This is a genomic window from Pseudohongiella sp., assembly GCF_040877505.1.
Lineage (GTDB): Bacteria > Pseudomonadota > Gammaproteobacteria > Pseudomonadales > Pseudohongiellaceae > Pseudohongiella.
On sequence record NZ_JBBDNQ010000045.1, the window covers coordinates 40,697 to 58,890 of the forward strand.

The window sequence follows — 18,194 nt, forward strand, 5'->3', positions numbered from 1 at the left end:
CAGAATTACATCCGTCAAAGAACTAGATGGTTTCGCAACGCTGATTGGCTGTGGTGGCGCTGCAAAGTGACTGGTTTCATTTTTGTACTAATTTAATAGAAAATTAGTAGACATTATAAACGCTCTGCATCTATACTATTTTCTACTAATCCATTGCTAAATTAGTAGAAAATGCGACTTCCTCAAACATCTCCTTCTCTCAGTGAGAGCATGAAAGCACTGACACCCGACCGGATGTCTCAGCTACTGCCTCACATGACACCATTACCCGGTGGCAAATACCTGCATTGGGATGAGCTGCGGCGCAGGCCCACGCCAGAGGGGCTGACGCACGCGGAATGGTGGGCAGCCGTTACGCTTTCAAGGGGAGCGTTGGTGCAAACACTGCCCTTGAAGGACAAGCAGGGGGAGCCGTTCATGTTTGCGACGCCCGCTCCGGTGACCATCGACCTGCACCACATTGATCGGGACGCGGCAGGCCAGATTCGAGGGGAAGGAGACACCTTAAAGACCGATTCTCATCGTTTTCTGATCAGTTCGCTGATTGAGGAAGCTATCACCTCCAGTCAGTTGGAAGGTGCGGCCACCACGCGCAAGGTAGCGGCTGCGATGTTGCGCAGTGGGCGCAGGCCCAGAGATATCAGCGAACGAATGATTTTTAACAATTACCAGGCGATGGAACATCTTCGTTCGCTCCGGGACGAGCCGCTGACACCCGACCATGTGCTGGCATTGCATCGTATGTTGTCGGAAGACACGCTGGAGGATGCTGCCGATGTGGGTTGTTATCGTCGCAATGACAGTGTTCAGGTGGTCGATGTACGCGACAATACTGCCTTGCATGTGCCTCCCAGCCATACTGAGCTACCGGAGCGCATGCAGCGTTTGTGCGACTTTGCCAATGCTGATGAGCAATCGCAACCCTTTATCCACCCGGTCATTCGTGCCGTCCTGCTGCACTTCATGATCGGTTATGACCATCCCTTTGCGGACGGCAATGGCCGTACCGCGAGGGCGCTGTTTTACTGGTCCATGGCGCGCAGTGGTTATTGGTTGATGGAGTACACTTCTATCAGCCACATTTTGCGCAAAGCGCCGGTCAAGTACATGCGCGCCTATTTGCACACGGAAACCGACAAAAACGATACAACCTACTTTCTGCTGCACCAACTGCAGACCATCCGGCAGGCAATTGCTGCACTACATGCCTACGTAGACAGGAAGGTCACGGAGCAGAGAGAGACTCAACAGCTACTGTCGCGCTCGGCCGCCCTGAGAGGACGCTTTAACCACCGGCAGGTTGCACTGCTGAATCATGCTCTGCGAAACACCGGTGAAGGCTATCGAGTGGATGCCCATCAGCGCTCGCACGCAGTTGCTTATCAAACTGCACGTAGTGATCTGCTGACACTGGCAGAATTGAACTTACTGGAGGTAACCCGTCAGGGAAACGCTTTTGTATTTTACGCACCCGATGATTTGCGAAAACGGCTTGGCAAGATGGCTAAATAACTGACTTCCATCCATGTGCGCATTCATGTGCGAAAAGATCAGGGCTCTTGGTGGGAATGCCGCATTTAATTTCGTCTGTCGCGCGCCTCATCAAGCAGGACGCGCAACTTTCTAAGAATGGGCAAGGCCGCCCGGGCATCGTCAAGTCCGAACTGGGGAATCAGCGTCATGACATCGGGCGTGATGTTTGCCACGGCATGATCGCGCAGCGTACGCCCGGCGTCAGTCAGGTAGATCAGTTTGCCACGTCCGTCCTGCGGGTTCGCGACCATCTCGATCAAGCCGCGTTTTTCCAGCCCCGCCAGCGTGTGTGACATGCTGGTTTTGGGCACCTGAAAGGATCGCGCCATTTGCAGCGGCGTGCGGCCATCACCGAGCCTGACAAGATGATTGAGAGCGCCAAAATGATGTTGTGTCAGTCCGTCACCCAGTCTGGATTCCAGCAATGAGCGGCTGAGCTGGGCGATGATGCCAATCTCGTTCAGCACATCGAACATCAATTGGCTGTCATTGCCTTCATTGCCGTTGGCGGTTTCAGGTGCGTCGGATTTTTTCATCCAGTCTCCAGCGAGGTGTGCGTGCAACCGGTGCAGCATAACCCAATCGCCCCAGCATCTGCACGGTTTCGCCGGGCTGCGATAGCATTTCATGCGCATGACTGAAGTGAGTCGACATCTCTGGATATTCCTGCAGACACTGGCTGACCGGGTGCAGGGCCAGGCCTGTCTGTGTTGTCATCAGGTTCAGCCGCAGCCAGGCCCGACCCGTGGCAATCTGTTGTTCGCGGCTATTACCGGGTGTACACAGCCAGACAAAGGCCGGTGTCGCCGCGAACATGGTCTGGTACATGTCCAGACCGGTCTGCCAGGCGAATGAGCCGGGTGTGGCCAGCGCTGTTTTGGTCAGCAGACCCAGGCGCTGCAGTCCCTCCAGCGGCATGCCCCCGACGTCAATACCGTCCGGTGAGGCATTGATTGAGGCCTTGCCAAGACGCATCAGGTCAATACTTTCCTGCAGTGTGGCAGGCGTTTCATATTCTACTTTGAAGGCTTGCCAGATCAATTCGCGCAATTCCGTGACTTGGTCGGGGTCGATACTGCCCGCAAAACGGACTCCCTCGATTGCCGGGTTGAGAGCATCAATGGCATTGGTCGCAACGGGCCGTTGCATGTCGAACGGTTCCTTGGTTGAGCTGCGCCGCAGAATGCTGTCAAACAGCGGATCGGCGGCCAGCGGCTGGTTGCCAGTTGAGTTGGCAACTTGTCGGAAAACGACTCTGGCGACAGGGTGTGAGCCCAGCAGTTGCGCATCACTGCCTTCCGGAAACAGGGTCATATCCAACTCATAACCTAGCTGCGAAGCTGCGATGCGCATCAGTTCCAGAAAGCAGCCCAGGCCGATGGTCAGCTGGCGGTCAAACGGGTCTGTCTCCGGCAGGCGGCGCGTCGGGTCGGCCAGCAAGGTGACCACATCTGGTTCGGCAAGGTCCACCAGCCAGGGCTGCAGGTTGTGTGGATTGGGCGCAAGAATCGCATACGACAGGGCGAACCGGCGAGGCTCGTTGGTTTGTCCGGCCTCTGTCCATGGCGCCAGGGCAGCGTGCGGTGTGCGGGTCAGGGCGAATCCGGTGGCGCCACCGCCAGCGGCGACAATGATGCCGCCGCCGAGCACGGCAATAAATCCTCTTCGGGTCATTCCAGCTTGATGTGTTTTCATGAAATCTGCCTCAAATAATAACAAAACGGCAAATCAGCATATAGTACGATATCGAACTAAACAAGTACGATATCGTATTAAATGATAGATTAAGCGGGTTCAGGTATAATCACGAACCGAAGTTGCCGATCTGACGGCCATCTGAGAAATGCAGAGGGTTTCAGCTCCCTGCCCGAACGTACAAGGACCACAGCATGACAGATACTGTTACACAACCATCCAACACCCTTTTTATTGAAGTAACCGGCTCAGGGTTGCCCGAGGTCGATGGCCTGTATGTACCCTCAGAGGCACCGCCTGCCAAGTCGGAGGCGAATGTGATGTCCAGTACGGGCTACTGGAATGGAAAGATGGCGTGGGACAGGGCGGATGGCAAGGCGGCCAGAAGCCCGGCCATTTCTTACTCCATTGGTTTTAAATGCTGGCGCATCTGCCGGCTGGACGGACACCTGGCTTACGAAGCTCCCGGAGACGATGAGCTGCCACCGACCGATCGTCCGTGGAACGTTTACAAAATGGGTGTGGCACCGGCACCGAGGGTTGTCATTCACGCCACTGATCCGCGATAGTGTCTGCGGGCGACTGGTCTGTCGGGGGCGTTTTTTGTGACAAGGTTTTCGATATGCCATTCACTGTCGTTTACCCCATTTACGTCAGGACAGCACGTCAACGCCTGATGCAACAAACTGGTATTCCACGATGGGTTCAGTTACGGTTGCCGGGTCGCCGCCGGCATCCTCAATCAGATGTTTGCTGTCTTCCAGGCTGAGCTCAGTTTTTTCCAGGGTGCCTTCGACGCGTACTGTTTTGCCACGGATAGAAAAAGGCACAAAAAAACCGTAGTCTTTGAAGGTGACACGCACATCACCCGCTTCGCTGGAGAATCCCAGCCAGCAGCCCTTGGCCTGACAGACCGATGTGACGTCGGCCTCAAGTAGCAGGGTTTCCTGAATGCCAGCGTCGGCAGACGCAATCGCCTCCGGCACTGAGATGGCCTGGCCGTCACTGATTGCGGCACCGTATTGCTCTGCCTGTGCGACGATCGAAAAAAATAACAGCATTGTCATGCTTAGCAGTTTGTTCATGTTCGACTCCACTAAAAATACAACTGTTTATTAAACGTATCTTCAAGCGCCGGGTTCTGATGTCTGGCGCAGGTTGACCAGAATCACGTAGAACAGGGCGACCATGCTCAGTATGCCCAGCCACATGAATGGTGCCCGCTGCCACCCCATGTCGATGCCCGCCACCCACAGACCACCTGTCAGCAGAATACCTGAAAATAATGCCGGGCGCAGCGCGACCCCGGCATGACGTCGATGCCTGTGCCATTGCCGCAGGAAAAACAGCGCGGCAACACACAATGCCAGCGTGATCAGAAACGGCAGGGTGCTCATGGAGTAGCGCCCTCCGTGTAGTCAGAATTGAGCGCTTCATTGCGCACAACTTGTTCGGCACGGGAGCTGCGTTCGCGCAGCGGTCTTTGCCCGGGAATGGCGCGCGCGGCGAGTATCATCAAAATGCCACTGGCCAGTAATGCCAGGTCCACGCCGGCAGTGATCCAGTGTCCCTGACGCAAGGTGCTGATGAACCAGTCTCCTGTCATGAGCCCGTTAACGGGCGCCACGGTCATCGCGATCAGCCCGCCGATAAATAAAAGTTCGCGTGTGCCCAGGTAGGCGTTGGGCCGGAGCAGGGCCCAGCAAGTTGCCAGCGCCCAGGTGCCAAAAAATACCGTGCCCAGCGCCTGACCCATTTGTGCTGCGGGTACCGACAATAAAAGCTGGGCGTGGAAAAGGCTCAGGGTAGCCACGACCACGCCGGTGCAGCAACCCGCCGTAAATTTGCCGATCCAGTGGTATTGCGCTGCGGACAGGCTGCCCTCGCTGCTGTAGGCTCGCCGCTCCAGCCAGATCATCATGCCACTGACGGAAACCAGTGCCGTGCCAAGGCCCAGTACAAACCAGGTAAGCTTGACCCAGAAGCCACCGAAGTTACCGTAGTGCAAAGGCACCATGGCATCCAGCAGATATTTGGTGACGCCCTGCAGGCGGCCAAAACCGGAGTAGTGCTGAATGGGTTCACCCGTTGCCGCACTGTATTCATGTGTTTCGCCGCTGAGGCTGGATCCGCCCAGCGCGCTGAATGCCACCACGGCGCCTTCATCACCCCAGCCATGATAGATGGCACTGCCCACGATGACCGAGTCATGTTCCGCCTGCAGGTCAAGCAGAGGACGGGTCAGGTGCATCTCTGCTGGCGCGCCGGTCATGACCGGTTCAATTTCCGGCAGAAATGTCGCGATCAGTTTTTCCTGGTCACCGCCGAAACTGACAAAAGCGCCTGCCGGAATCAACACGGCAGCTGTCAGCCCCAGATAGGCGCCGGTAAAACCGATGGTGCCGTGGAACAACAACCCCCAGACACCAAGCACCTTATGGGTGTCCGTGAACAGCAAACGCAGGCTGCGCCACGGGCGCAAGCTGAATAGTTCTTTGAGAATTTTTGGGTGAATCACTACGCCGGTAATCACCGACGCGAACAGTGTCAGCCCCAACAGTCCAGTCAGTATCAGGCCAAGCGGTGAGCCAAGATGCAGATCGCCGTGAAAGGTGATCAGAAAATCTGACATATTAGAAGGTCGATTCAGAAACAGTTCATTTATTTCACCTTCGTGGCGCTCTATCAGCTCCAGGGTCTCAGGATCAAAACCCAGCCAGATGGCTTCATGAATATGCCCACCCTGAGGCGCTTCGACTTCTTTCTCGAAAATCATGGCAAGCGTATTGCCGGCATGGGGTCCGGGAAAAATAACCTGAACGTGATCATGGTAAGCAGGGTCCACTTGCGCCGCGTGTTCTTTCAGCAACAGCTCTATGGCCGGAAGATCTATGTTGTCCAGGCCCCGAATGGACTCGTTCGACCAGACCTGTAACTCACCTCGGCCAAATACCGACATAGCGCCGGTGAAGGCGATGATGAACAGCAAAATGGCGGTGACAGCACCAACCCAGCTGTACAGTGCGTAATATTTGCGCGTCGTGTCCCGTTGCATAGCTGTCAGGCTCCTGTCAGGTGCCAATAGATAAGCACGGTATGTAGGGTGCATAGGCCCGTCAGCCACAACCAGACGGTCCGGATGTTGCGGGTCATCGTTGCGAAAAAAAGCAGGCCCAGCCATATCAACGGGAAAAGCACAGCAGGCATGCCAATGCGGTCGATTTCATTGATGGGCAGATAGAGCGTGGCGCCGGCGCCCACAATCACCGAGGTAATCAGCACGCCCAGAGTGCAGGCGATGGTTCGGGAAAACGGAGCCGTAAATAGAGGCGGTCTGGCAGTGGAACGCTTTGAGGTCATGACTTCCGGCCTGTGACGGAACACCTGGAGCCTGATTGTGGCTCTTGAGTGTAACGAGAATAAGAATCGTTGTTATTTGAATATTAGTATCACTTCGATGCTGTTGCAAGCGGCGAATTGAGCAAGTGCACCGAATCTGAGAAAAACCTTGCATTCTTACTGTGTGCCGCCTAGTATATTGCTGTGTGTCACACAGTATGCGCTACACAGTAATATCGCAGTAGTCGTATAACAAAGGATCTAAATGATGACAGCAGCCCAACTGGACAAGATGCGACTGGAACTTCGGCGTGGTGTGCTGGTGCTGGCGGTACTGGCCTCCCTGAAACAGCCGCATTATGGCTACTCTTTGCGCAGGCAGTTGCAGGCCCGTGGCATAGAGATTGACGAAGGCACGTTATACCCGCTGATTCGTCGGCTGGCTGAGCAGGAGCTGCTGGACAGCGAATGGCGGCAGGGTGAGGGTCGTGAGCGGCGTTATTACCAGCTGTCAGAGCTGGGGGCAGAGTTGCTTGGGCAGTTGAGTGAAGAGTGGCAACAATTGAACGGCGCGCTGGGCAGTATCCTCGGCGGCGCAGAAAAGGAGGATTGCTGATGAATCTGGTCACACGTTATGTCGCTGCCGTGCAGCGTGAATTGCCCGACAACAAACGGGAAGAAATTGGTCGCGAACTCAAAGCCAATATCATGGATCAGCTGGATGCGCTGGCTGAGCAGCAGGGTGAATTGAGTGAGTCAGATATCGCGGTCGTGCTGAAGCAGATGGGCCGGCCACGTTCGGTGGCGCAGCAGTTTGTCCCGCCGCAGCCCTTGATTCGGCTGTCATATATGCCGCTGTATCAGTACACGCTGTTTATGGTGCTGGGCATTCTGTTTTTGCTGCAGGTACTGCAGACAACCATGGCCTGGCTGTCCAGTGCTGATATGGGACTGGTGCGGTATCTGTTGAATCTGGCCGGTGGTTTTCTTGACGATGCCATTTTCGGTTTTGCCAGCATTACCGCCGGCTTCTGGTTGATGTCGCGCCAGCCTGTTGAAACCGGTCCAGGCTGCGATACGGATTGGCAGCCAGACCAGTTACCTGATGCAGGGCCGGGTTGGCAACATATTTCCTTTCAGGACATATTTACCGATCTGGCAACGTATATGTTTTTGCTGGTGGTCATCTGGTATCCGGTATGGATGCCCGCAGATCAGCTGGATACCCTGCGTTTTATGGTCAGTGACCAGGCACATCAGTTTCTCAAGTGGGTCAGCCCGCTGGCCGTGCTGGGCATTGCTGCCAGCCTGTGGCAACTGCGCCAGCGTTTCTGGAGCCGACAGATGCTGATGGGCAATATTGCATTGAATCTGGCCCTGGTCGTCGTCACGCTGACACTGGCCGCCAGCGGACCGCTGATCCATGCCGATGCCGCGCAGTGGCAGAATGTATTCGACCTGGCGCAACTTGAGCGCAGCGCTGTGATCACGCTGGTAATCATTGCCTTATTTCCGTTGTGGGAAGTCGGGCGGGATGTGCGCAGAATTCGAAGCTATCAAAGGTAAGCGTATAGTCACCGACAGGAGAAAGGGGACACGCTGAGGGATTCAGTCGTTGTTGTTCGGTTGGTAGCCTATTTGCAGACGATCAGGATTGGCGACGAAGTGAAAACTGATGTCTCTGGCCAGAATCATGGTTACCAGAAGGTCACTCAATCGGTATTCATGCTCAAGATGGTAGCTGGCGTTGCGGAACTCTTCGGCACTGGCGTTCAGTTCGAATTCGATGACAGACTCTTGCTCTATGAATGCCAGAAATTCACCAAATGTCCTGCTGTCGGATCGACTCATATCGTAGGTCCGCCGCAGCGCCTCACGCCAGGTCTCAGGTAATGCGCTGGCGTTTTCGATGCGCGTCACAATGTCTGGCAACGACAAGGGGGGCACTCCCGTGAAGTTGTCGTATTGCTCAGGACTGGCCACAATCAACCGATTGCCTTCAATGCCACATTGCGCCCCGATGAAAAAGCAGCTCACCGCCAGCATGTCGCGTCCGGTGAGTGGATAATTAGTCAGATTGATGCGGGAATCGCTGTCAAAACCATTCTCCATGATCAGATCGAACCCGAGTCTTGCGGTAATATCGGTCATCAGTAGTTGATAGGGGAAACCTACATAGCTGAAGGCAGTGATCTCAGACAGTGAATCAGAGACTCGATCCGTATGTCTTGCCAGTCGCGGAGACAGGTCGTCGGCAGTGGTTTCTGACAACCATCGTGTTAATTGCGCCGATGGCACCATGCGCAGGCTGTTGTCAGTCAGGCTGGTGAAAAACAGATTGCCCGTGCTGTCGATTGCCAGGGAATCTACGCTGTAAGCCTGGTCCGGGTCGCCGAACAGGGCCGTGGCCGTCAGCATCGTTGTGTGACCATTTGCCGGATTGACGCGGGTAATCGGAACATTGCTGGCATCACTGACGTACAGGTATCCGTTGTGGTCAATCGCGAGTGCCGTGGGGTGGAAAAAACCGCTGGCAATCTGCTCGATCCCGTCTTGCTCGTCCAGGGCGTTCAGCGTCCCCGCACTGGCATCCAGAAAGTACAGGCGTCCATCGGAATACTCGATTGCGCGCGGGAAGGGTGCAAACGGTCGGGCCTCGACAGCATCGTATCCAGCTTCGCTGGCATCCAGAATCGTGGTCATGACAACATTGTTCTGCTGATGGCGGATACGCTGATGGAATCCGTCCGCGACGTAGTAGCCTTGCCCGCCAGGTGTTGCCATGTTGTCAGGCGTTGCTATATCGGTGGGATGGCAAAGGTAGGGGCGCGAAGACAATGTCGTGGGAGCGAGGCAACCGTTGAACCCGGTCAGCGTCTGTATTGTACCGGTCGGATCAATAACGCGAATGGTGTGATTACGTCGGTCGGCGACATACAGATTGCCATCCGGATCGAACGTCAGGGCGCCGGGTGTATTAAGCGTGCTGTTGATTGCGGGGCCGCCGTCGCCGGCATAACTGGCGTCGCCATTGCCGGCAAGCCGGCTCAGTTCGCCAGACTGCAGATCGAGCAGCAATATACGGTTATTGAGCGTATCGGCGATGGCAAGGTAACGCTCGTCATGCAGGGCGAGGCCGAGTGGTGCTTTGAGAGACACACCCGGCAGCGTATTCCCATCCAGTAGCGTCATCGCCAAAGGGCTGTTTTCCGTGGACGTGTTGTCAACAGAAGCGTTTTCAACTGCCGTGCCTTCACGAAGCAACGCGAGAGTCTCCGGCGGCAGCCTGCCCAGTCTTTCACTGCTCATGAAACCGGGTTCAGTGTCTGTTGCGGAATACTGAAATGAGGCCATCAGAACAGCACCCAGTACAAAAACTGCCACTGTGGCGGCAAGTTTGCGTGATTGCCCAAGCACACTTTGCCAGAATAGTGGCAGCGGACTGATCCGCAGCCCCTGTTGCAGGCGCTGCAGGTCCGCTGACAAAGCTGCCGCGGAAGGATAGCGCTGTGCGGGCTCTTTCTTAAGGCAGCGTCGACAGATTCGCGCGAAAGAGGCTGGAATGCCGCCCTGTTGCAGATGCTGGACAGGCACGGGTCGCTGGCTGGACAGAGCGCTGACCATGTCGGATACGGCCAGACCGGCATAAGGCACCGTGCCGGTGAGCATATGGTGCATGATCGCGCCCAGTGAAAATATATCGGACGCCGGACTGGCGACCCCCATGTCGGCATTCAGCTGCTCTGGGGCCATGTAGGCGGGCGTGCCCAGTTGTGAGTCGGCGTGCGTGTGGCATGCATCACTGAACGAGTCCCGCACCAGGCCAAAGTCGGCAATTTTCACCGTTCCGTCCTGAGTGAACAGTATATTGGAGGGCTTGAGGTCCCGGTGAATCAAGGTCTGTTCATGTAAAAAGGTGACGGCGTCCACCAGCGCCGTCATCAACTGTAATGTGTCCTGAAGACCCAGCGGTCCCTGTGCCAGACGATCAGCCAGAGAACCACCATCAGCATATTCCAGCACCAGATAAGGTTGATCGTGCCAATAGCCGACAGCGTGGATCTTCAGCACATTGTGATGGTCCAGTTTTGCCAGTACGCGGGATTCGGTCTGAAATCGCGACAATTGCTCGCCGCTGATGCAATCGGCGGACAGCATTTTCAGCGCCACAGTCCGGTTCAGGTGCAGATCGAGTGCCTGATAAACCACACCCATGCCACCGCGACCAAGCTGGCGCTGAAGCAGGTAGCCGTCGATGACCCGTTCCGTTTTGTCAGGCTGTGGTATGCCCTGTTCCGAGTAGGCTTCATCAATGATGTCTTTGTACTGCGGGAACCGTGTGTAGTAGCTTTGTTGCAGGGGCGTCGCATGATGTGTGCGGCGACGATATGACAGTTCCAGCGCAATCAGTTCGCTGAACAGGGCCGTTTTGATGTGGTCTGGCGCAGATGCCAGTACGCTCTCAATATTTGTCGGGTCTGCCTTTGACAGCGCTTTCTCAAACTGAACGGCCAGACCGTCCAGCACTATCAGGTCATCCAGAGAGAGGTCATGGCTTGTACTAGTCATTGCAGTAATCGGGGCTCACGAGGCGACAGCTGCAAAGGCACCCCTTCATCGTTGCCGGCCTGGTCTATGGCCTGGCTGATCAGGGTACGAATGAGCAAAAGGCGGCGTTTGACCGTGCGGACACTGCAATCAAGCTGCTGGGCAATTTCGGCGTTGCTGAAACCTTCCAGTTTAAGCTGCACTAACAAACGCATGTCATCATCGACCAGTTGTGCATTTAGCCAGTGATACTGCTGCACCAGGGCATTGGCAAATTCCGGGCCGGGTTCGTCACTGACAAGAGAATCCATATCGACGGAATCCTTGCTGGCACGCGAATCACGGCACTGACGACCTTCACTGCGCAGTACCTTGATGGCTTTGCGTGCGGTGAGGGTAACCAGCAGTCGCCACAGTTCGTTTTCCGAGATATTACGGTCAACACGGGATTCGTGCACAGCGCGGAAAAAGCTGCCAAAAGCCGATACCACGACGTCGTCGCCGTCGGCCAGGCGCTGAGGCGACATGCTCAGTCGTTGCTGAGCCAGCGTAACCAGCTTCACGTGATAGCGTTGCCACAAAAGCGCCGCGGGCGATTCGTCACCCGTCTGCAGTTTCGACATCCAGCTGCCACCGGTGCGAAAGCCTGCATCGTGCGGGCTGCAGGCCATGTTGTCCTTTTGTTTGGGATCAGTCATGCAAAACTCGTGTTCAGCAATGTTCGTGTCGTCAGACGTGTTGGCCCTGATTCGGTAACAATGACTATTAATACTATCATGCACGTAGCCCCGGTGAACATCACATCACCATGCCTGCCAATGCCCTCATGCCCAGTGAAAAACCCAGCACCAGAGCTGCGGCCACGATACTGGTGACCAGGGCATGGCGCTGCCAAAGCGTTTGCGCCCGCTCGCCAAACTTAAGGACCAGCCAGGCCAGGCCAAAGTAGCGAATCCCGCGAGAGATCACCGCGGCGAGCACGAACAGGTGCACAGGGTAGCCGGACAGTCCCGCCGTAATCATTGCAACCTGGAAAGGGATGGGCAAAATGCCCAGCGTTATGATGGCGATGAAACCGTGTTCATCAAAGAAGGCCTGGAAGGCAGCGTACGCGTCCTGCATGCCCATGGCGTCTATAAACCAGACGCCTATGGACTGGAACAACACCATGCCTACGCCATAACCCACCAGAGAGGCGATCAGGCACCCGGTCATCGCCACGGTGGCGATGACCCAGACGCGATCTCTGTTGACGGCCAACAGTGGAATCAGCACCACTTCGATCGGTATGGGGATGATGATGGTTTCCAGAAATGAAATCACGCCCAGAAGCCAGAGCATGTGGTTCGATGCGTTTAATCGGTCCAGCCATTGTTTGGCGCGTTGTGAATGCAATGCCATGCTGCGTTAGGACCTATGACGACGGATTGATGGTTCGATAAACGGCCTGCATCAAACTGTAGATGCCAAAGGCAATCAGGCCCAAGGCCATGAAACCCAACAACCATGGGCCAAAGGGCTGCTCACGAAGTGTGTTGAACACCTCAGACAGACCACCGGCCTGGTCTGCGTCAAACTGGTAAGCGGCGATAAGAAAAAAGGCGCCAATCATGGTGAAGACAACACCACGCGCTACCAGGCCGAAACGGCACACCGGATAGGCCCAGTATTCGACGTTTTTTGGCATGCTGAAGTGGCGATGAAACTGCGTTTTCAAGCCTTTCCGTGCATGTGCGAATCCCACCCCAATCAAAACCAGACCTACCGCGCCCACCATCCAGCGACCGAATGGTTGTTGCATCAGCCAGGCGGAAATGCCCTGGGAACCACCGTCCGAATCCCCGGAAGGCCCAACAATATTGAATATCAAATTCGCCGCAGACAACGCCAGCAGCGTATGCGTTATGGCGCTTACCAGCAGCCCCGCCCGCACGGCCAAACCTGAGGCGTCATGCCCGTGATCATCGGTGTCTTTTAACGCCTGGATACAGCGCCACATGGCGTAGCCCAGCAGACCCAGCGCCATGAGACCGAGGAGTATTTTGCCCAGCGGGGCAGCCAGAATCCATTCCAGAGCGCCCTGGCTGTCAGTTGTTTCACCACCCTGGCCCAGCGCGGCCAGTGCTGCCAGGCTGCCGATAATGACATAGACCACACCGCGCGAGGCGTAGCCCCAGCGCGCGAAACCTGCAACAGCGTCTTCCTTGTCCGGCGCTGAACTGTTGTTGGTCATGCTGTCCTCCTGGAGCCTGCTGTGGTTGCTCCACGGTTGGCGCGACCACAGCAGGTATATCGGGGTGCGAGCACCATGCTATCAAATTAGCGCAGGGCGCGTATGTTAGCTGCCGCATGTAGCCGTGCAAGGCAGAACTACCCGCCGCGATTATTTTCAGGTAATGTTTTCACAGGTCCATCCAAACATTAATAACAGAAATCAGGAATTGTCCTGTTCTGGAGGCACCATGCACTTCAAACGCACAGCGCTTTTTCTCGCGGTAACTTCCTCCGTTCTGGCACTGGCAGCCTGTGGCCCTGATGCACCCCAGGATACGCCTGTGACGACGTCTTCGGTCAGCGCCGAGCCTGCAACCTCACCTTCAACCACGGTCAGTATCGACGCCGATGATGTTGGAGGTGTGGTCACCGGCCCCGATGGCGCCGAAGCCGGGGTCTGGGTCATTGCCGAAACCATGGATCTGCCAACGCGTTATGCGAAGATCGTGGTCACCGATGACGAAGGACGTTACCTGATTCCGGATCTGCCGGACGCAAATTACGATGTCTGGGTGCGTGGTTATGGCCTGGTGGATTCTCCCAAAGTGTCCGCTGTACCGGGTGTGCAACTGGACCTGGAAGCTGTGGTTGCGCCCGATGCGGCTGCGGCTGCCGAGTACTATCCTGCGGGTTACTGGTATTCCTTGCTTGAGGTTCCCGGGCAGAGCGAGTTTCCTGGCACTGGTCCGCAGGGCAACGGTATATCCCCCGGTGTGTCCAACCAGGCCGACTATATTCGCCGCCTGACGAATGGTGGTTGTGTGGTATGTCACCAGATGGGCAATAAGGCGACACGTGAATTGTTGCCCATGTTCCAGGAGTTTGACACCACCGTTGAAGCCTGGCATCGCCGGGTGCAGTCGGGTCAGGCGGGCGGCAGCATGCTGGGCACCATCACGGCCATGGGCGCGGAACGGACGCTGGCGATGTATGCTGACTGGACTGACCGTATTGAGGCGGGTGAACTGCCACCGGTCCCACTGAGGCCGCAGGGCGCCGAGCGTAACGTTGTGATCACTCAGTGGGACTGGGCCGACCCGACCGCGTATCTGCACGACCTGGTATCCACCGACAGGCGCGATCCCACGGTCAATGCCTATGGCAAGATCTACGGCGCACTGGAGAACAGCGCGGATTATCTGCCGGTGCTTGACCCGCAGACCCACAGCATCGATGAGGTGCCCGTGTTCCCGCTGCCTGAATCGGGTTACGACCCGGAGCCCGCGGCCGTGGCGGCGCCGTCTCCCTACTGGGATGATGAATCCATCTGGGACAGTGCCACCACGGTGCATAACCCCATGATGGATGCCGAAGGCCGGGTGTGGATCACTGCCCGCACGCGTGCGCCAGAGAACAACCCCGAATTCTGCCGGGAAGGTTCCGAACATCCATCTGCAGTGGCGTTCCCGGTCGAACGGTCCGGTCGTCACCTGGGTCTGTATGACCCGACCACTGACGAATACACGCCCATCGATACCTGCTTCTCGACGCATCATCTGATGTTTGCCGAGGATGCCAGCAACACCCTGTGGACCAGTGGCGGCGGGCAGGTCATTGGCTGGTTGAATACCAACGAATATCTGGAAACCGGCGATGCAGTGGCTGCGCAGGGCTGGACGCCGCTGATTCTGGATACCAACGGCAATGGCGTGCGCGACGAAGACTATGTCGGGCCGGATGACGAGGTGGATCCGGCGCGGGACAAGCGCATTACCACTGGTTTTTATGCCGTTTCACCGGCCCCTGACGGCTCGGTGTGGGGCTCCAGCCTGGGTTATCCGGGCGGCCTGGTGCGCCTGATACCTGGGGATAATCCCACCGAAACGGCGCTGATCGAGTACTACCAGCCCCCGCTTGACGAGAATGGAGATGCGGTGGCAGGTTTCTCGCCGCGCGGTATGGACGTAGACCGCAACGGCGTGGCCTGGGCAGCCATGGGCAGTGGTCATATGGCCAGCTTTGACCGGCGTTTGTGCACCGGTCCGCTGAATGGCCCTGAAGCCACCGGCCAGCATTGCCCGGAAGGCTGGACCTTCTACACTGAACCCATGCCACAGTTCAAGAACCTGGACTTGCCAGGCAGCTCCGAGGGCAGCTATTACACCTGGGTGGATCAGTTCAATACCCTGGGGCTGGGCGACAACACTCCCATCAATACCGGCAATCAGGCCGATGGTCTGCAGGTGCTCGATGACGGTGAGTGGGTGACCATGCGGGTGCCGTATCCGCTTGGGTTCTACACCAAGTGGCTGGATGGGCGTATTGATGATCCGGACGCGGGCTGGAAGGGCCGGGGCGTGTGGGCTACTATCAGCAGCCGGGCACCTTTTCACATGGAAGAAACCGACACGGATGCCACCAGCAAGGTGTATCAATTTCAAATGCGGCCTGACCCGCTTGCAAGGTAATGATTATGAAACGAGTACTACCCATATTTCTCCTGATGTCAGGATTGTTGTTCACCCCCGCGGCGCTGGCGCAGGATGAACCGCTGGCAGTATTGGTGCCCGGTGGCGGCAGCTATAGCCGCCCGACGTCTCTGGACAATGCCGATGCGCAGGCATTTTTTGATCAGGGGCTGCGCATGGCGTGGAGTTTCTATTTCCCGGAATCCATAGCTTCGTATCAGGAAGCTGCCCGCCTGGCACCGGACAATCCCATGCCCCACTGGGGCCTGGCGCATGCGGCGGGCCCAAACCCTAACAGCCGTTACGCCAATATGCCGGATGATCCGCAAGGCGCCGGCCTGGCCGCAATTCGCCGCGCGCTGGAATTGTCCAACAACGGCAGCGTCAAAGAGCAGGGCATGATCAACGCACTGTTTGTGCTGTACAACAAAGATGCCATTGCCGATGATCGTGAGCGTGATGCCGCCTACTTGAACGCCATGCGTGAATTACATCAGCAATACCCGGACGATCCGGATATCGCCACCGTGTTTGCCGAAGCCTACATGAACACCACGCGCTGGGATTACTGGAACCTGGACGGCTCGGCAAAACCGGGTACTGCCGAAGCGCAGACGGCACTGGAAACTGCGATGACGGTGGAGCACGATCATCCCGGCGCCAATCATTTGTATATCCATTTGATGGAAGCCTCTGCCCAGCCTGAACTGGCCATGCCGGCCGCGCAGAAGCTGGAATCCATCGTGCCGATTTCCGGGCACATGGTGCACATGCCGGGGCACATCTATTTGCGTGTGGGTGAATACGAAAAAGCGGTCAGCACCAATGAGCGTTCACAGATTGTTGACCAGCAGTTTGCCGAGCTGTGGGGTGACACCAATTTCCCGACCATTGGCACTTACTCGTTGTCGCACCGCTCACACGCAGGACACGCACTGGATTTTGTGCGCTATGCCAACATGCTGCAGGGCAACTATGCGCAGGCGTCTGAGGCCGCGGCCCGCAATGCCGCCAATGCGTCTGTTGCCAGCGGTCGGGGTCAGAAGAACATCGCGCATGAATGGGTTATCGATAAAGTGTTTGGGCAATGGGACAGAATCCATGCCGAGCACAGCGCGCGCCTGGCGAACGCCAGCACGCCTTACCTGAAGGGCATGCTCAGTTTTGTCATGGGCAGCGCACATGTCGCCAAAGGTCACACCGGCCCGGCACAACAGGAACTGGATAACATCCGGGCACAGATTGAGGCTGAGGATGTTAACCAGCTCGTCGGCCCGACACCGGCTGCGCATGTGTTGACACTGGCCATGCATGCTTTGATGGGCGAGATGGAAGAAGCGCAAGGCAATCTGGATGCCGCGATTTCGCACTATGAGCAGGCGGTGCAGTTCCAGGATAACCTCAACTACACCGAACCGCCGGACTGGTCGCAGTCAATGCGCCTGTATCTGGGTGCGGTTTTGCTGGACGCGGGACGCGCGGCAGATGCCGAAGCCGTTTATCGTAAGGATCTGGAATGGAATCAGCAAAACGGCTGGGCCAATTTCGGTTTGTATCAGGCACTTGAGGCGCAGGGTAAAACTGCAGAGGCGCAACTGGTGCAGCGCCAGTTTCAGGATCAGTGGCGTAATGCCGATGTGGAACTGACGCGCTCACGACTTTAGCAGGCCGTTCGTCTGATTCGTGAAGAAGATGTTTAGGGTTTCAAGTACTTTGAGTACTACCACTCAAGGAGTTTTAAGATGAAAAAGGGAACGCAATTTGCCGTGTGTGGTTTGGCTTTTTTTTGTGCGTGGGCACATGCTGAAGATCAGCCTGTGTACGATGCAGATACCGGTAAATTATCGATTCCGTCTGCGACCGGGCAGGGTCAGCCGGGATATTTTCAGGATATTCTGCTGGAGCCAGTGGATAACGTTTTGTGGCAGGTCGGACAACTGTCTGAAGGCGTCTTGCTGGAAGAGAAGTACGTCGATGAGATCTGGACCACGTCGACTCGCGGCTTGCCGCATCAGTTTTTTATCCATGTGGAGGGCGCCTTCCTCAACGGCTGTCCGAGCGTGGGACGCGTGGAGCAGAAGCGCGAGGGTAACGTTTTTGAGGTTTTTGTCTACTACGGCAATACCGCGTGGCTGCGTGATCCTTCGGTACTGTGCACGATGGCAGTGGAGCCATTTGAACTGACCATTCCGCTAAATGTCTATGGTCTGGAAGCGGGTGAATATTCCGTGCGCGTTAATGATTTTGCGCTCAGGACCTTTGTGCTGGAGCAGGACAATGTTGGACCCGACCAGTTTGGCGGCGAGCGACGGCCACACTGCCAGTACGAGCCCCGGCAAGAAGGTGGCTGGATGGCTTACAGCTGCAGCGATGGATCAAGCACAACGCTGCAGTAGG

17 protein-coding genes are annotated in these 18,194 nt (G+C 56.5%); 7 read left to right on the forward strand and 10 right to left on the reverse strand.

The features are described 5' to 3' along the window. Positions 1-210: 210 nt before the first annotated feature. Positions 211-1,512, forward strand: a complete 1,302-nt coding sequence (locus WD071_RS16140; RefSeq protein WP_368049430.1) for a Fic family protein — start codon at positions 211-213, stop codon at positions 1,510-1,512. A gap of 65 nt (positions 1,513-1,577) precedes the next feature. Here the strand turns inward: WD071_RS16140 and WD071_RS16145 are convergent, their stop codons facing one another. Continuing rightward, positions 1,578-2,069, reverse strand: coding sequence for a MarR family winged helix-turn-helix transcriptional regulator (locus WD071_RS16145; protein ID WP_368049431.1), 492 nt, complete (start codon positions 2,067-2,069; stop codon positions 1,578-1,580). Continuing rightward, positions 2,047-3,228, reverse strand: a complete 1,182-nt coding sequence (locus tag WD071_RS16150) for a hypothetical protein (protein WP_368049432.1) — start codon at positions 3,226-3,228, stop codon at positions 2,047-2,049. The genes WD071_RS16145 and WD071_RS16150 overlap by 23 nt, the downstream gene beginning before the upstream one ends. 194 nt (positions 3,229-3,422) lie before the next feature. Here WD071_RS16150 and WD071_RS16155 point away from each other — a divergent pair, with 194 nt between their 5' ends. Then, positions 3,423-3,797, forward strand: coding sequence for a hypothetical protein (locus WD071_RS16155; RefSeq protein ID WP_368049433.1), 375 nt, complete (start codon positions 3,423-3,425; stop codon positions 3,795-3,797). Positions 3,798-3,881: 84 nt separating this feature from the next. Here WD071_RS16155 and WD071_RS16160 read toward each other — a convergent pair whose 3' ends face one another. From WD071_RS16160 to WD071_RS16175, 4 genes are read right to left on the reverse strand one after another with little or no spacing between them, the layout of a single operon-like run. Continuing rightward, positions 3,882-4,313: a DUF4920 domain-containing protein gene (locus tag WD071_RS16160; RefSeq protein WP_368049434.1), complete on the reverse strand. Its 432-nt coding sequence runs from the start codon at positions 4,311-4,313 to the stop codon at positions 3,882-3,884. Between the two features lie 42 nt (positions 4,314-4,355). After that, the gene (locus WD071_RS16165; RefSeq protein ID WP_368049435.1) at positions 4,356-4,625 is read right to left on the reverse strand and encodes a hypothetical protein; all 270 of its coding nucleotides are present in this window, start codon (positions 4,623-4,625) and stop codon (positions 4,356-4,358) included. Then, positions 4,622-6,283: a PepSY-associated TM helix domain-containing protein gene (locus WD071_RS16170; protein ID WP_368049436.1), complete on the reverse strand. Its 1,662-nt coding sequence runs from the start codon at positions 6,281-6,283 to the stop codon at positions 4,622-4,624. Before WD071_RS16170 ends, WD071_RS16165 begins: the two co-directional genes overlap by 4 nt. A gap of 5 nt (positions 6,284-6,288) precedes the next feature. Continuing rightward, a complete protein-coding gene (locus WD071_RS16175) occupies positions 6,289-6,588 on the reverse strand; it encodes a hypothetical protein (protein ID WP_368049437.1) in 300 nt (99 codons plus the stop codon). A 244-nt stretch (positions 6,589-6,832) separates the two neighbouring features. Between WD071_RS16175 and WD071_RS16180 the strand changes: the two genes are divergently transcribed. Both WD071_RS16180 and WD071_RS16185 read left to right on the forward strand, forming a co-directional pair. Next, a complete protein-coding gene (locus WD071_RS16180) occupies positions 6,833-7,183 on the forward strand; it encodes a PadR family transcriptional regulator (protein WP_368049438.1) in 351 nt (116 codons plus the stop codon). Beyond that, positions 7,183-8,133, forward strand: coding sequence for a hypothetical protein (locus WD071_RS16185; RefSeq protein WP_368049439.1), 951 nt, complete (start codon positions 7,183-7,185; stop codon positions 8,131-8,133). The genes WD071_RS16180 and WD071_RS16185 overlap by 1 nt, the downstream gene beginning before the upstream one ends. A gap of 42 nt (positions 8,134-8,175) precedes the next feature. Here the strand turns inward: WD071_RS16185 and WD071_RS16190 are convergent, their stop codons facing one another. From WD071_RS16190 to WD071_RS16205, 4 genes are all read right to left on the reverse strand, one after another. Next, positions 8,176-11,136 carry a protein kinase gene (locus tag WD071_RS16190; RefSeq protein WP_368049440.1) on the reverse strand — a complete coding sequence of 987 codons (2,961 nt, stop codon included), beginning with the start codon at positions 11,134-11,136 and terminating at the stop codon, positions 8,176-8,178. Continuing rightward, positions 11,133-11,813, reverse strand: coding sequence for an ECF-type sigma factor (locus WD071_RS16195; RefSeq protein WP_368049441.1), 681 nt, complete (start codon positions 11,811-11,813; stop codon positions 11,133-11,135). The genes WD071_RS16190 and WD071_RS16195 overlap by 4 nt, the downstream gene beginning before the upstream one ends. A gap of 100 nt (positions 11,814-11,913) precedes the next feature. Continuing rightward, positions 11,914-12,516, reverse strand: coding sequence for a YqaA family protein (locus tag WD071_RS16200; protein ID WP_368049442.1), 603 nt, complete (start codon positions 12,514-12,516; stop codon positions 11,914-11,916). A gap of 13 nt (positions 12,517-12,529) precedes the next feature. Beyond that, the gene (locus tag WD071_RS16205; protein WP_368049443.1) at positions 12,530-13,348 is read right to left on the reverse strand and encodes a DUF1206 domain-containing protein; all 819 of its coding nucleotides are present in this window, start codon (positions 13,346-13,348) and stop codon (positions 12,530-12,532) included. A gap of 229 nt (positions 13,349-13,577) precedes the next feature. On the opposite strand from WD071_RS16205, the gene WD071_RS16210 reads away from it, so the two are divergent. The 3 genes from WD071_RS16210 (at position 13,578) to WD071_RS16220 (ending at position 18,193) form a co-directional block, all read left to right on the forward strand. Next, complete coding sequence (locus WD071_RS16210) at positions 13,578-15,797, forward strand: hypothetical protein (RefSeq protein WP_368049444.1); 2,220 nt, start codon at positions 13,578-13,580, stop codon at positions 15,795-15,797. 5 nt (positions 15,798-15,802) lie between these two features. Beyond that, positions 15,803-17,461, forward strand: coding sequence for a hypothetical protein (locus WD071_RS16215; RefSeq protein WP_368049445.1), 1,659 nt, complete (start codon positions 15,803-15,805; stop codon positions 17,459-17,461). A gap of 78 nt (positions 17,462-17,539) precedes the next feature. Further along, entirely contained in the window at positions 17,540-18,193 is a 654-nt protein-coding gene (locus WD071_RS16220) for a hypothetical protein (RefSeq protein WP_368049446.1), read from the forward strand. The last annotated feature ends 1 nt before the right edge of the window (position 18,194 follow it).